The 13,963-nt window shown below is 60.5% G+C and carries 7 protein-coding genes and 1 pseudogene; 4 read left to right on the forward strand and 4 right to left on the reverse strand.

Translation table 11 applies throughout. The annotated features are described in order from the left end of the window. Positions 1–298: 298 nt before the first annotated feature. Positions 299–1,570, forward strand: a complete 1,272-nt coding sequence (locus BMZ32_RS14515; RefSeq protein WP_090243209.1) for a serine hydrolase domain-containing protein — start codon at positions 299–301, stop codon at positions 1,568–1,570. 179 nt (positions 1,571–1,749) lie between these two features. Here BMZ32_RS14515 and BMZ32_RS14520 read toward each other — a convergent pair whose 3' ends face one another. Genes BMZ32_RS14520 through BMZ32_RS14530 form a run of 3 tightly spaced genes read right to left on the reverse strand, consistent with a single transcriptional unit; the run spans position 1,750 to position 4,571 of the window. After that, positions 1,750–2,205, reverse strand: coding sequence for a DUF2214 family protein (locus BMZ32_RS14520; RefSeq protein WP_090243211.1), 456 nt, complete (start codon positions 2,203–2,205; stop codon positions 1,750–1,752). 28 nt (positions 2,206–2,233) lie between these two features. Next, positions 2,234–3,262 carry a GGDEF domain-containing protein gene (locus BMZ32_RS14525; RefSeq protein WP_090243213.1) on the reverse strand — a complete coding sequence of 343 codons (1,029 nt, stop codon included), beginning with the start codon at positions 3,260–3,262 and terminating at the stop codon, positions 2,234–2,236. Further along, positions 3,249–4,571, reverse strand: coding sequence for an MATE family efflux transporter (locus tag BMZ32_RS14530; protein WP_090243215.1), 1,323 nt, complete (start codon positions 4,569–4,571; stop codon positions 3,249–3,251). The genes BMZ32_RS14525 and BMZ32_RS14530 overlap by 14 nt, the downstream gene beginning before the upstream one ends. Before the next feature lie 238 nt (positions 4,572–4,809). On the opposite strand from BMZ32_RS14530, the gene BMZ32_RS14535 reads away from it, so the two are divergent. Next, entirely contained in the window at positions 4,810–9,732 is a 4,923-nt protein-coding gene (locus BMZ32_RS14535) for an alpha-2-macroglobulin family protein (RefSeq protein WP_090243217.1), read from the forward strand. A 135-nt stretch (positions 9,733–9,867) separates the two neighbouring features. Here BMZ32_RS14535 and BMZ32_RS14540 read toward each other — a convergent pair whose 3' ends face one another. Next, positions 9,868–10,161 (reverse strand): hypothetical protein, encoded by a 294-nt coding sequence (locus tag BMZ32_RS14540; RefSeq protein WP_090243219.1) that lies wholly within the window; start codon positions 10,159–10,161, stop codon positions 9,868–9,870. Positions 10,162–10,297: 136 nt separating this feature from the next. Here BMZ32_RS14540 and pbpC point away from each other — a divergent pair, with 136 nt between their 5' ends. Together pbpC and BMZ32_RS19860 are read left to right on the forward strand one after the other, a co-directional pair. Then, positions 10,298–12,679, forward strand: coding sequence for a peptidoglycan glycosyltransferase PbpC (gene pbpC, locus BMZ32_RS14545; RefSeq protein WP_090243221.1), 2,382 nt, complete (start codon positions 10,298–10,300; stop codon positions 12,677–12,679). 235 nt (positions 12,680–12,914) lie between these two features. After that, positions 12,915–13,931: pseudogene (locus tag BMZ32_RS19860) on the forward strand (HAMP domain-containing protein); the annotation flags it as partial. Positions 13,932–13,963 lie beyond the last annotated feature (32 nt).

Raw genomic sequence — 13,963 nt, forward strand, 5'->3', positions numbered from 1 at the left:
AGAACGGGGAAGTGTAACCGGCGCGACACTAGCAGAGCAGGGCCGTACGGGCAAATTTGTGGGCTTTAAATTGGCTCTGTGAGCGTTCGATGGCGCATGCAGCAAACGCCATGCTGGCGCTGAGCACCGCCAAATTCAAAAGGCACTTGTATGCCTGTTCGGGGCTAATTGAACGCCAGTTGGCGAGGGCGATATTCTGATCTTGTAGGACGACAGGGGATTTAATTGTCGTTATGGTTGGGCGCAAGCAACCTGACCCCCTTTTCCTCAAAGCTAAAAATAAGGACTTGAGATGTCGATGAAGATGCGAGCAGCAGGCGGTTTATTCACCATGACTGTTGGCCTGCTGCTGAACGGATGCGCGCAGACTGCCAGTACGCCAATCGAGGCTGCAAACGACTCATTCAAGCAGGAAAAACGCGCCTATATCGGGCGCGCCCAAGACCTGTACGACCTGTCGCCGCTGTATCAGCCAGACACTTACCGCAATATGGATCAGCTGTATTTCACTCGCGACGTTGCGCGGGGAGAGCAGGTGTACCCTTTACCGCAGAAGCCAAATATTGACGTCACCTATCAAGCTGACGGTGCCAAGCAAACGGCTGATGACTTTATGCGCCGCAACCATGTGGGCGGGGTATTAATCATCAAAGACGGCAACGTGGTGCTGGAAAAATATGGCCTGGGTAATGACGCCGATAGCCGTTGGACGTCATTCAGTGTGGTTAAGTCGATCTCGTCGACCTTGGTTGGCGCGGCCGTGCAGCAAGGTCATATCAATGTTAAAGCGCCGATAACCCAGTACCTGCCCGCGCTTAAGGGTGGTGCTTATGACGGCGTTACCGTGGAGCAGATGTTGCGCATGAGCTCTGGCGCAGACTGGAATGAAACTTACCGTGATCCTGCGTCTGATCGGCGCAAAATGTTCGAGCTGCAACTGTCGAACACGCCGGATGCATTGGTTAAGCAGCTGAGCCAACTTAAGCGCAAGTCGCCGCCCGGAACTGTTTTCAAATACAGCACAGGCGAGTCGCATTTGCAGAGTGAGTTGATTCACGCCGCGACGGGTATGACCACCAGCGATTACTTGTCCGACCGTATCTGGGCGCGCATGGGCATGGAGCAGCCGGCTTACTGGCAACTGGATGCACAAGCTGGCCAAGAAATCGGCAGCAGTGGTTTTTCTGCAACGCTGAAAGATTACGGGCGTTTCGGCCAGTTCATTCTTAATGATGGCGTTATCGACGGGGAGCGTATTCTGCCTAAGGGCTGGATGGATAAAGCGACCGAGGTAGACCCTGCGTCCTACCTAGCGCCGGGCAAGTTGTATGGTGGTGATTACATTCTCGGTTATGGCTACCAGTGGTGGTTGTTCCCTACTGGCAAAGCCGCGCGCGACCAGCATGATGGCGCCTTTGAAGCGCAGGGCATCTTCGGCCAGTTTGTCTACGTAAACCGTAAGGAAAACGTTGTAGCAGTGGTCTGGAGTGCATGGCCAGAGCCGGAGATGGACACGCGGGAGATGGAAACTTACGACTTTATCGCGGCTGCGATTAAAGCGTTGAAGTAAGCCTGCCGTCACTCACGGGCTAAACATAAAAAGGGGCAGGCCGAGAGGTCTGCCCCTTTTTATTGCGCCGCGATTGGGCACTGAAGCGGCGGCTGTGCAGGGCATTAGTAGCACCGACTCGGCGCTGGCGCATTGGACCGATTTACCTGGGCAGAAGCGTGGTCTGTCAGGGGTGATGGTCAGCCGCTCACGCCATAACCGTTCGCCACCAGCAACGCTAACAGTGGGATAACCAGCAGCAACAGCAGTTCCAAGCGAATCACTAGGACTACCAGGAGGCCCTGGCGTGCGCTGACCTGCGGTATTTCGCCGGCGTTGAGGCTGTTGCGCCAGTTGAGGAAGACAAAGGTCGGCAGCACGGAAATCAACCCGACCAAGATAAACAGCCCCACTTTGACGTGAAATAGGCTGTTGCCCAGGTAGTAGTCCAGGCCCTTGCCGTACACGAGCACGCGGGCCAGGCCGCTAAACAGCACCACGCCGGCGCAGATGCCGTAAGCGATATCGGTGATGATCAGGCTGCGTGCGCGGCGCAGATTCAGCGGCAGCTTGAATTGCACGTGTTCGATGCTTAACAGGGCGAACAGCAGGAAAACCGATAAGTAATGCAGGTAGGCGACAAGCGCTTGGCCCATTGTGGCGTCTCTTCACGTATTCAGTGGCTCAGCTGGCAAGCTCTACGCGGTTACGACCGTTGCCCTTGGCCTGATAAAGCGCTTGATCAGCACGGTTGAGAGTGTTGCTCAGGGCTTCCGGCGGGACACGCAGGGTTGCCCCGATGCTGATGGTCAGGTTGAGTTTTTGATCGTCTATTTCAAGCGGCTGATTACTCATGGCGCAGCGAACGCGCTCGGCAATGTGCAGCAGTTCATTCTCGTCATGCACGTGAAGTAGCACCACAAACTCCTCGCCACCGCTGCGTGTCACCACGTCCTGCGGGCGCACGGCGGCGTTGATGCGCCGCGCGGTTTCCCATAGCACCTGGTCGCCGGCGGCGTGGCCATGGTTGTCGTTAACCTTTTTGAAGTAATCCAGGTCGCAGAACAGCACGCCCAATTGCAGGCTTAAATCGTCTGCCTGTTGCTGGTGGCGCGGCAGGAAATGGTTGAGGCCCGCGCGGTTCCACAACTGGGTCAAGGGGTCGAGCATGACTTTGCGCTGCTCGCGGCTGAGCGCCGCCCGCAATTGTGCGGTCTGCTCATTGTCGTTGCGCAGCTTCAGGTAGCCCTCAACCAGTAAGGCCATGTCGTTAAACAGGCGCTGCTGTTTATCCGTGAGCGTCTGCGGTAACGGGTCGATCAGGCAGAGGGTACCCAGTGCTTGGCCTTCCTTGGAGAGCAACGGTCGTCCGGCATAAAAACGGATATGTGGGTTGTTGAGCACCAGCGGATTGTCGTGAAAACGCGGGTCGCTGTGGGTGTCTTCGACGATAAATGCCTGGGTGCCCAGAATCGCGTGGCCGCAGAAAGAGATCGCGCGTGATGTAGCGTCGGCATCCAGGCCGATGCGCGCTTTGAACCACTGGCGATCACGGTCGATCAGGCTGACCAATACGGTCTTGACCGCGAACACCTCACGCACTACCCGCACGAGGGTGTCCAGGTAAGGGTCGGCAGGCGTATCGAGTAAATCGTTATCGTCGAGGATCTGCTGGCGCAGCAGTTCATCGGCGGGCGTGTCAGGACTGAGCATGGAATGCACCTGGTGAGCTAGAAACGAACCATTGATCGGCCCGTGTCAGGCTGTAAGCATAGCCCCCTAGGCACAGGCTGCGTAGCCCCATAAAGCTGAGAAAAGCTAGCCACAAGCCCTGATTACCCAACGATTGCAGGGCCCAGGCCAGCGGTAAGCTGAGTAACAGGGCCAAGAGCATAGCGTTACGCATTTCCCGGGCGCGAGTGGCACCGATAAACAGGCCGTCGAGCAGGTAGCTCCAGACGGCGATCAGCGGCAGTAAAGCGAGGTACGGCAAGTAGGCAAATGCCGCCTCGCGCACCACCTCGATGTTGGTCTGCAAGCTGATAAACCAGTGCCCGCCGAGCAGGAAGAACAGGGCAAAGCCCAGGCTAGCGAGCAGCGACCAGCCGCCGGCGACGATCAGCGTTCGTCGCAGCGCATTGCGATCACGCGCGCCGAGAGCATGCCCACACAGCGCCTCTAACGCATGGGCCAGGCCATCGAGAGCATGTGCCACCAGCAACAGGCCATTAAGAAGCAGTGCGTTGGCTGCCACAGTTGCGTCCCCCAAGCGAGCGCCCTGTACGGTAATCAGGAAGAACACCGCCTGCAGCGCCAGTGTGCGGATAAATAGGTCTCGGTTGACCGTCAGCAAGGGCCGCCAGTTCAGCCAAAGGCGCAGTGCCGCCCAATTTAGCGTGCCGGCATAGGCACGCAAGGCGCGGCGCGCCAGGTACAGGCCAAGCAGTGCGCCACTCCATTCGGCTATCACCGACGCCCAGGCAGCTCCGGCTACGCCCCAGTGCAGGCCGAGGACAAACAGCAGGTCGAGGGCAACGTTGAGTAGGTTAGTGGTGAGCAGAATGGCCAGCGGGCCGCGGGCGTTTTGCGTCCCCAGTAGCCAGCCGACCAGCGCGTAGGTGGTCAGCGCAACGGGCAGGCCGAACAAGCGTATATGCAGGTAGCCACGCGCCAGCTCGTCGAGTTGTGCCGAGGGGTTCATCAGGCTCAATGCAGCGCTGCTCAAGGGGATGGCCAAACTGATCAGCAGTGCCGCCAGCAGCATGCCGAGCAGCAGACCTTGCACCAGTACTTGGCGTAGTGCGCCGCCATCATCACGTCCGGCCGCCTGGGCGCTAAAACCGGTGGTGCCCATGCGCAGAAAACCCACGGCCCAGGTCAGCAGGGTGTACAGGCTGCCGCCCACGGCAACGGCAGCCAGTTGGTGGGCGTGCGGCAAATGGCCGATGACCGCGCTGTCGACTAACGCCACCAGTGGCACCGAGAGGTTACAGAGAATCATCGGTGCAGCCAGCGCCCACATCCGCTTATGGGTGGGGGCGTGCTGCCAGGCTTCGCGTATGGCGGTTATCAATGCTGTTCTCGGTCGGTCATTAAAATACCTGCAACTGAATGCGCAGGCGCGTGTCACAGGCGTGCTATTAAACACTGATCGACTGGGGCGCGCTGATGAGCGCGTTTTGCGCACGCACACTTAGTTGTCGCTAAGTGCCTCGGCTATAGTAGCAACCCTCTGCACCTATCCCCTGTTGGAGCCCGCAATGCCGAAGAATGGACTGCTTCTGGCACTTGTCCTGAGCCTGCTCAGTGCCTGTGATTCATCCGCCCCCGAGCCTGCCGAAGTGACGGCGACCCAAGCCACTCCGGTGAGTGATGAGACGGCCAAGCCGGCGCTCGACCTTAAGGCATTGGCCGAGCGTTATGCCGGGCGCGAACTGAGCGTGGTGGATGTCTCGGAAGTGCAGCTGGAAGGCGCGAGCACCCTGTCGATCAGCTTTTCAGTGCCGCTCGACCCCGAGCAGAAACTCGCCGAGCGCTTGCACCTGGTCGACAGTAAAAGCGGCAAGGTTGATGGCGCCTGGGAGCTGGCCGACAACCTGATGGAAGTACGCCTGCGCCACCTGGAGCCGCAGCGTAAATTAGTGCTGACGGTGGATGCCGGGCTGCTCGCGCTGAATGGTGAGCGCCTGGCTGACGAACAGGTGAGTCGCCTGGAAACCCGTGACCTACAAGCCAGCGTCGGCTTCGCCAGCCGCGGCTCCTTGCTGCCTACGCGTCTGGCCGAAGGCCTGCCGGTGATTGCCCTGAACGTCGACAAGGTGAATGTCGAGTTCTTCCGCATCAAACCCGAATCACTGCCGGCCTTCCTCAACCGCTGGGGGCGTTCGAGCAACATGGATAACTGGGAGTCGCGCAGCCTGCTGCCGATGGCCGACCTGGTCTACGGCGGCCGCTTCGACCTCAACCCGGCGCGCAACACCCGTGAAACCCTGCTGCTGCCGATTGCCGGTTTGGAACCCTTCAAGCAACCCGGTGTTTACCTGGCGGTGATGCGCGAGGCCGGTAGCTACAACTACTCACAACCCGCCACACTATTCACCTTAAGTGATATCGGCCTGTCGGCACGGCGTTATCAGAACCGTCTGGACGTATTTACTCAAGCCCTGGCCGGCGGCGATGCCCTCGGCGACGTGCGCTTGGAAATTCTCAATGGTGAGGGCCAGGTGCTGGCAGAAGGCGAGACCGACAGCGCCGGCCATGCTGAACTGCCGCTGCCGGCCAAGGCCGAAGTGCTGCTGGCCCATCAGGGCGAGCAGACCAGCCTGCTGCGCCTCAACAGCTCGGCGTTGGATCTGGCTGAGTTTGATATCGCCGGACCTGTCGCCCATCCCTTGCAGTTCTTTGTGTTCGGCCCGCGTGATTTGTATCGCCCGGGCGAAACCGTGCTGCTCAATGGCCTGTTGCGTGATGCCGATGGTCGCGCGCTAAAAGCCCAGCCGGTAAATGTTGAAGTGCGCCGCCCAGATGAGCAGGTCAGCCGTAAATTCGTCTGGCAGGCCGATGACGCTGGCCTGTATCAGTACCAGCTACAACTGGCTGATGAAGCCCCGACTGGGCGCTGGCAGCTGCTGTTTGAACTGGGTGATGGCAAGCCGCAATTGTATGAATTCTCTGTGGAAGACTTCTTACCAGAACGCATGGCGCTGGAAATCAAAGGCAGTGAAGAACCTTACACTCCAGCGGAAAATGCACAGTTCGAGGTCACTGGGCGCTACCTTTACGGCGCGCCGGCGGCGGGTAATCGCCTTAGCGGTCAACTGTATGTGCGGCCGCTGCGTGAGGCGGTGGCCAGCCTGCCGGGCTACCAGTTTGGTTCGGTTACTGAAGAAGAGTTGAGCGAGGACATCGAGCTGGATGAAACCAGCCTGGACGAGCAGGGCAACGCCAGCCTGGACATCGAAAGCCGTTGGGCTGATGCCAAGTCGCCGCTGCGTTTGATCCTGCAAGCCAGCCTGCAGGAGTCTGGTGGTCGTGCGATTACCCGACGGCTGATTCAGCCGGTATGGCCGGCTGAGCGTCTGCCTGGCGTGCGCGGCCTGTTCGACGGCGAGGAAGTGGATGCCGACAGCCTGGCTGAATTCGAAGTGCTGGTGGCCGACGCGGCCGGCAACAAGCTGGCGGCGGAGCAACTCAGCGTGCGCCTGATTCGTGAGCGCCGCGACTACTTCTGGAACTTCTCCGAGAGCGATGGCTGGAGCCATAACTACAACGAAAAATTCCTCACCCTTAACGAGGAAACGCTCGAAGTTGCCGCTGGCGGCACCGCTAAAATCAGCTTCCCAGTGGAGTGGGGCCCGTACCGCGTTGAGGTTGTCGATGCGCAAACCGGCCTGCTCAGTAGTCTGCGTTTCTGGGCCGGTTACCGCTGGCAGGATAACGCCGACGGCGGCGCAGTGCGGCCGGATCAGGTCAAGCTGGCGCTGGATAAACCGGCGTATGTCGACGGCGAAACCGCTCAGGTCACCGTTACCCCGCCTACCGCAGGCAAAGGCTACTTGATGGTGGAATCCAGCGACGGTCCATTGTGGTGGCAAGAGGTTGATGTGCCTGCCGAGGGCAAAACCTTCGCCATCCCGATTGCTAAGGACTGGGCGCGGCATGACCTGTATGTCAGCGCCTTGGTGATCCGCCCCGGTGAGCGCAAGAGCAATGCCACGCCTAAGCGTGCGGTTGGCCTGCTGCACCTGCCATTGGAGCGCGCGCCGCGCAAACTGGCGCTGACGTTAACCGCCGCAGAGAAAATTCGGCCCAACCAGCCGCTCACCGTCAAGGTGCGGGTGCGTAACGCCGATGGCAGCATGCCTAAGCACGCACAGGTGCTGGTGGCAGCGGTGGATGTTGGCATCCTCAATATCACCGAGTACGCCACGCCCGATCCCTTTGCCAACTTCTTCGGCCGCAAGGCTTATGGCGCGGATCAGTTGGATATCTACGGGCAGCTGATCGAAGCCGGTCAGGGCCGAGTGGCTAAGCTGGCCTTCGGTGGTGATGCGGCGCTGGCCGCGGGCGGTAAACGCCCGGACACCAGCGTGCTGATCGTCGCGCTGCAGAGCCAGCCATTGGCGCTGAACGAGCAGGGTGAAGGCGAAGTCAGCCTGGCTATTCCCGACTTCAATGGCGAACTGCGCCTGATGGCGCAAGCCTGGACCGATGAGCATTACGGTATGGGTGAAGGCAAAACAGTGGTCGCTGCACCGCTGATTGCTGAGCTGTCAGCGCCGCGCTTTTTGGCCGGTGGCGATGAAACCACCCTGGCTCTGGACCTGAATAACCTGTCCGGTCGTGAGCAAACGCTCGATGTGCAACTGAGCGCCGAAGGCCAGCTGCGGCTGGCGCAAAGTCCGGGTGTGGCGGTTGCACCTATTACCTTGGCCGATGGTCAGCGGACCATTCTGCGCATTCCCGTAGTGGCGCTGGGTGGCTACGGCAAGGGGCAGATCAAGGTCAGCGTCAATGGCCTGGAGTTGCCTGGCGAAACGTTACCTCCGTTCAGCCGTGAGTGGCAACTCGGCATCCGTCCAGCCTATCCCGCACAGTTGCAGCACTTCCGTGCGGTACTCAAGGACGAGCCTTGGTTACTGCCGGCCGATGCCTTGAGTGCCTTCGAGTCTGCCGGCCTGGAAGCGCGCCTGGCGATTTCCAGCCGACCGCCGCTGAATCTTGGCGAGCAAATTCGCGCGCTCAAAGCGTATCCCTATGGATGCCTAGAGCAGACCACCAGCGGCTTGTACCCGTCGCTCTACGCCGATGCGGCCACGCTAAAACGCTTGGGCGTGGAAGCTGAGCCTGACGAGCAGCGTAAACGCGCTATCGAACTGGGCATCGAGCGTTTGCTGAGTATGCAGCGCTACAACGGCAGCTTCGGCCTTTGGGGGGCGGACGGTGATGAAGAATATTGGTTGACCGCTTATGTCAGCGACTTCCTTCTGCGCGCCCGTGAGCAAGGCTTCGGCGTGCCGGAAGAAGCGCTGAAAAAAGCTAACGAACGCCTGCTGCGCTACCTGCAGGAGCGTCAGCTGATTGAGGTCAACTACAGCGATAACGCCAACCATAGCCGTTTTGCTGTGCAAGCCTATGCCGCTTACGTGCTGGCGCGCAGCCAACAGGCACCGCTCGGCGCATTACGTAGCCTGTATGAGCGTCGTAGCGATGCGCTGTCTGGCTTACCTCTGGTGCACTTGGCCGTGGCCCTGCAGAAGATGGGCGACCAGCCGCGTGCCGATGAGCTGCTGACTGCCGGTCTGGCCCGTGGTCGCGAGAGCAACACCTGGCTGGCGGATTACGGCAGCCCGCTGCGCGATCAGGCGCTGATTTTGGCGCTGCTGGAAGAGCACGACCTGGCGAGCGATCGTCGTGAACAGCGCCTGTTCAACTTGGCTGATGAAGTGGCTGGGCAGCAGTGGTTATCCACTCAGGAGCGCAACTCGCTGTACCTGGCTGGGCGCAACCTGCTGAGCACGCCAGAGCCGAGCTGGAGTGCGCAGTTGCAAAGCGCCAGTTTGGCCTTCGAACTGAGCAAGGCTCAATCGGGGCTCAAGTTGGAGGGGCGCGATCTGGCGGCACCGCTGAGCATCAGCAACTCGACGAGCAAACCGGGAGATACGCCGCTTTATCAGCAGCTGACCTTATCCGGTTATCCGAGCCAAGCGCCTACAGCCGGCGGCGAAAACCTCAGCATCTACCGCGAATACTTGGGTATGGACGGGCGTAAGCTCGACCTGAGCAACATGCGCAGTGGCGAGCTGGTGCTGGTGCACCTGGCCGTGTCCGCCAAGCAACGGGTGCCGGATGCCCTGGTGGTCGACCTGCTACCCGCGGGCCTGGAGTTAGAGAACCAGAACCTGGCGCAAAGCGCGGCCAGCTTGGACGACGCCAGCAGCGCGGTAAAAGAGTGGCGTGAATCGATGCAGAACGCCGCGATCAAGCACCAGGAGTTCCGCGGTGATCGCTACGTCGCAGCCGTGGATATAAACGGCTACGACACCACCCACCTGCTGTACTTGGCCCGTGCCGTCACCCCCGGCAGCTACCGCGTACCGCCCCCGCAGGTGGAGTCGATGTACCGGCCGAACTGGCAGGCACTGGGCGAAACCCCAGGGCGCCTCATCGTCAAGGAGCGCTAGAGCCAAGCTCGGTTTGCTGCGCGTGGCGATGCCGCGTTAACAGCGGTCTCGCTTCAGCTCGCGCGATCCGAAACAGGCCCTTAGCGCACACAAGGCCCGCCATGGTGGCAGGCCTTGTTGTTTATCATGTACTTCTTAGCTGATCAGGCCGCTTAGCAACCACAACCCCAACAGCAGCCAGATAACTCCGGCGATGATTGAGCGGCGGATAAAGGCGCGCACCGCCAGGTAGAGCAACCACAGGCCGGTCACCAACACCACGATGCTGAGCAATGACGGCGTCACTCCCAACGCCTTGGACATGCCCGTGATAAAACTGCTGACCGCGCCGCCGAGCATGCCGAAAAAGCCGCTCATACCCTCGATGATAAAGCGGATCGCCGAGCCGACGGCTTCGCCAAGGGATTCAAAAAAACCTTCTACAGCCATAATTTCTGTTCCAAACGAGCGTATGTGATGGTTGCTGCGCGTCAGTGTGCCAGCCATTTGGCAGAATGGCAGCGCTGTTAGTGGGGCGAGCCGCTGATTGGCAGAACACCCTCGCGATGCAAGGAAGGGATCACGCATGACCCGCGTTAAACAGTTCTACCTGTTGGCCCTGTGTGTTTGGCGTCACCGACTTTGCTCGCTGCTGCGCCGCACCTGGCTGTGGCTGCCGCTGTGCTTGGTGGGAGTGCTAGCGCTAGGCGATCGGTTATTTCCGTTGCCTTTACCGGCCGATGACCTGGCCCGCGTGGTGTTGGCCGAGGACGGCACGCCGTTGTGGCGCTTTGCCGATCATGACGGCGTATGGCGTTACCCGGTCAGTCCTGCCGACGTGTCGCCTTATTACTTAGAGGCGCTGCTGACCTACGAAGACCGTTGGTTCTACCAGCATCCGGGGGTTAACCCGCTGGCGCTGGGCCGCGCTGCCTGGCAGAACCTTAGCGGCGGGCGGGTGCTGTCGGGCGGCAGCACGCTGTCGATGCAGGTGGCGCGGTTGCTCGATCCGCATGCGCGTAGTTATCCCGGCAAGCTCAAGCAGCTGTGGCGTACGCTGCAGCTGGAATGGCACCTGTCCAAGGCTGAAATTCTCACCCTGTACCTCAATCGCGCACCCTTTGGCGGCACCTTGCAGGGCGTAGCAGCGGCCAGTTGGGCTTATCTGGGTAAGTCGCCACGGCAGCTGACCCGCGCCGAAGCAGCGCTGCTCGCGGTTCTGCCGCAAGCGCCGAGCCGTTTGCGCCCGGACCGCCACCCCGCGCGGGCCCAGGCGGCGCGAGACAAAGTGCTGCAGCGCCTGGCTAATTTTGCCGTATGGCCGCAAGCGACGATCAACGATGCGCTGCAGGAGCCGGTGCTGCTGGCACCGCGCCAGGCTCCGCGACTGGCGCCATTGCTGGCGCGCCGGCTGAATACCCCCGGCAGCCCACCACTGATTCGTACCACCCTTGATGCTGCGTTGCAGCGGCGCCTGGAAGACCTGCTGCTGGGCTGGCGCGCACGCTTGCCGGAGCATACTTCGGCGGCGATTCTGGTGGTCGAGCAGCCGAGCATGGCAGTGCGTGCTTATTTAGGCTCGGTGGATATCGGCGATGCCAAGCGCTTCGGTCATGTCGACATGATCAGCGCCGTGCGTTCGCCCGGCTCAACGCTCAAACCGTTCCTGTATGGCATGGCGCTGGATGAGGGGTTGATCCACTCCGAATCCTTGCTGCAGGACGTGCCGCGCCGTTACGGCGATTACCGGCCGGGTAACTTTTCCAGTGGTTTCAGTGGTGCGGTGTCTGCCAGCCAGGCCCTGGCCACCTCGCTCAACTTGCCGGCTGTGCAGCTGCTGGAAGCCTACGGGCCGAAGCGTTTTGCCGGCGAGTTACGCAGCGCCGGCGTGCCCTTGTTGTTGCCACCGCTAGCCGAGCCCAATCTGGCATTGATTCTTGGGGGTGCCGGCAGCCGGTTGGAAGATTTGGTCAGTGGTTACAGTGCCTTTGCCCGTGGTGGCAAGGCCGCGCGGCTGCGCTTTCAGCCGCAGCAGAGGCTGCATGAGCGGCGATTACTGTCGTCTGGCGCCGCCTGGGTTGTACGGCGCATTCTCAGCGGTCAGGCGCGGCCGGACCGTGACCCGCGCGCGCATCTGGTGCAGCGCCCCAGTCTGGCCTGGAAGACCGGCACCAGCTATGGCTTTCGTGATGCCTGGGCGATTGGTGTAGCGCCACGCTATTTGATCGGTATCTGGATTGGGCGACCGGACGGCACGCCGGTGCCGGGGCAGTTTGGCCTGGCTTCAGCCGCTCCGTTGCTGCTGCAGGTGCATGATTTGCTGGTTAACCGCGATAGCCAGCGTGGCATTGGCCTGCCGATTGATCCGCAACCCAGCTCAGTCGGTGTGGCCGCAATCTGCTGGCCACTAGGGCAACCCATGGACAGCAGCGACCCCAACTGTCGCCGCCAACGGTTTGCCTGGACCCTGGATGGCACCACGCCGCCGACCCTGCAAGCGCTGGATCAGCCGCTGGGTCTCGGCTTAGAGGCGCGAATCTGGGTCAATTCAGCAGGGCTGCGCGTCGATGCCAGCTGCCCTGACGCCACTTCGCAGCGGCTGGTCTTGTGGTCCGCGCCACTGGAACCCTGGCTGCCACGCCGCGAGCGGCGCAGTGCGCGCCTGCCAGCAATTGATCCACAGTGCCCGCCGCAGCATGTGGCCGTGGCGGCGCCGCTGTCGATTGTCGGCGTGCGTGACGGTGACCGCTTGCGGCGCCCGGCCGGCAGTACTGAGGCGCTGCGTTTGCGCTTGTCGGCCCTGGGCGGCAGTGGCCGGCGCTGGTGGTTTGTCGACGGTCAACCGGTTGCTGAGACCAGCGCTGAGGCGTCGCTCAGCCAACGCTTTGAGCGTGCAGGCCACTACCAGCTCAGTGTGCTCGATGAAAGTGGGCAGACCGCCCAGCTGAGCTTCAGCCTGCAGAACTAAAATCTAAGTGCAGCTGACCCGTGACTGCGTCGTTCAAGGTATTCCAGCGGTGCAGGGGCGGTACCTTATGAGCCTATTAAAGCCGCCAGGCAGGGCAGCCGATAGCGGTTATACGTCGGCAGGAAATTGAATTTGTATACAAAACTGTATTCAATTGTTTTCTTCCAATAATAACTAAAAGGTAACCTTCATGGGCTTGTGGAAACGCAGCATTCAGTGGCAACTGATTCTCAGCATGGGCGCAGCCCTGCTTGTCAGCATTCTGATCGTGGTGGGCGTTTACTCCGCAGTGGTTAATCGCTTAAGCGAACGGTTTTTGCTCGAAGAGGCGTTGCCGGCCAAGGTGTTGGCGATTCGTAATGACCTAGAGCGGATGCTAACGGCGCCGATCACGGCCAATGCCGGGATTGCCGCCAACGTTTTTATTCAGGACTGGCTGGGTGCCGGCGAAGACCCGGCACTGCGTGATACCGTCGCGCGTTACCTCGAGGGTGTGCGCCAGCAGCAGAATGCCCTGACCACCTCGGTTGCCGTATTGGAAAGCGGTAATTACTTCACTGGTGATGGTCTGAGCCGGGTGATCAACCGTAATCAGGTCGAAAATCAGTGGTTCTACAGGCTGGTCGACGGCAGCCGTGATCAGGTTATGGAAGTCGATATCGACAAAGCCACCCGCTTGCCGACGCTGTTTATCAACCAGCGAATCAAGCAGGGCGGCAAAGTGCTTGGCGTTGCCGGGTTGGGGTTCAGCCTGAAAGCCATGTCTGAAATGATTCGTGATTTTCGCTTTGGCGAGCGCGGTCAGGTTTTTTTGACCGACGCCCAGGGTGTTATCAAGGTGCATCCGCAGGCTGAGTTGAGCGGCAGTGGCAGCCTCGCCGCGTTATTCGGTCAAGAGCCGGCCAAGCAACTGTTGAGCAGCGAGGGCACGGCGGTACGCTTCGAGCGTGACGGTGAGGCCTTTCTGGCGCTGACGCAGAAGCTCAGCAGCATCGACTGGCTGCTGGTGAGTGAAGTGCCAGAGGCAGAAATCTATGCTGAGGCGCACCAAGCGCTGTTTATGACCAGCGCTATCGGTGTGGGTGTGGCGCTGTTTTGTCTAGGCCTAGTGGTGCTGCTGGCGCGCGGTTTGGTGCGGCCGATCCGCCAGGTGACCACGGCGTTAGTGGAAATTGGTGGAGGCGGCGGTGACCTGACTCGGCGCCTGGATGAGTCGCGTGAAGATGAGTTGGGCGATCTGGCACGCGGTTTCAATCGCTTTATCGGTGGCCAACGCAACTTGAT

Origin of the sequence: Pseudomonas guineae, assembly GCF_900113745.1 — a bacterium.
GTDB lineage: Bacteria > Pseudomonadota > Gammaproteobacteria > Pseudomonadales > Pseudomonadaceae > Aquipseudomonas > Aquipseudomonas guineae.

Excerpts from the sequence above, each read along its gene's own strand:
- BMZ32_RS14540 (WP_090243219.1), bottom strand. The coding sequence starts at position 10,161 with ATGGCTGTAGAAGGTTTTTTTGAATCCCTTGGCGAAGCCGTCGGCTCG.
- pbpC (WP_090243221.1), top strand. The coding sequence starts at position 10,298 with ATGACCCGCGTTAAACAGTTCTACCTGTTGGCCCTGTGTGTTTGGCGT.
- BMZ32_RS14535 (WP_090243217.1), top strand. The coding sequence starts at position 4,810 with ATGCCGAAGAATGGACTGCTTCTGGCACTTGTCCTGAGCCTGCTCAGT.
- BMZ32_RS14525 (WP_090243213.1), bottom strand. The coding sequence starts at position 3,262 with ATGCTCAGTCCTGACACGCCCGCCGATGAACTGCTGCGCCAGCAGATC.
- BMZ32_RS14530 (WP_090243215.1), bottom strand. The coding sequence starts at position 4,571 with ATGTGGGCGCTGGCTGCACCGATGATTCTCTGTAACCTCTCGGTGCCA.
- BMZ32_RS14520 (WP_090243211.1), bottom strand. The coding sequence starts at position 2,205 with ATGGGCCAAGCGCTTGTCGCCTACCTGCATTACTTATCGGTTTTCCTG.
- BMZ32_RS14515 (WP_090243209.1), top strand. The coding sequence starts at position 299 with ATGAAGATGCGAGCAGCAGGCGGTTTATTCACCATGACTGTTGGCCTG.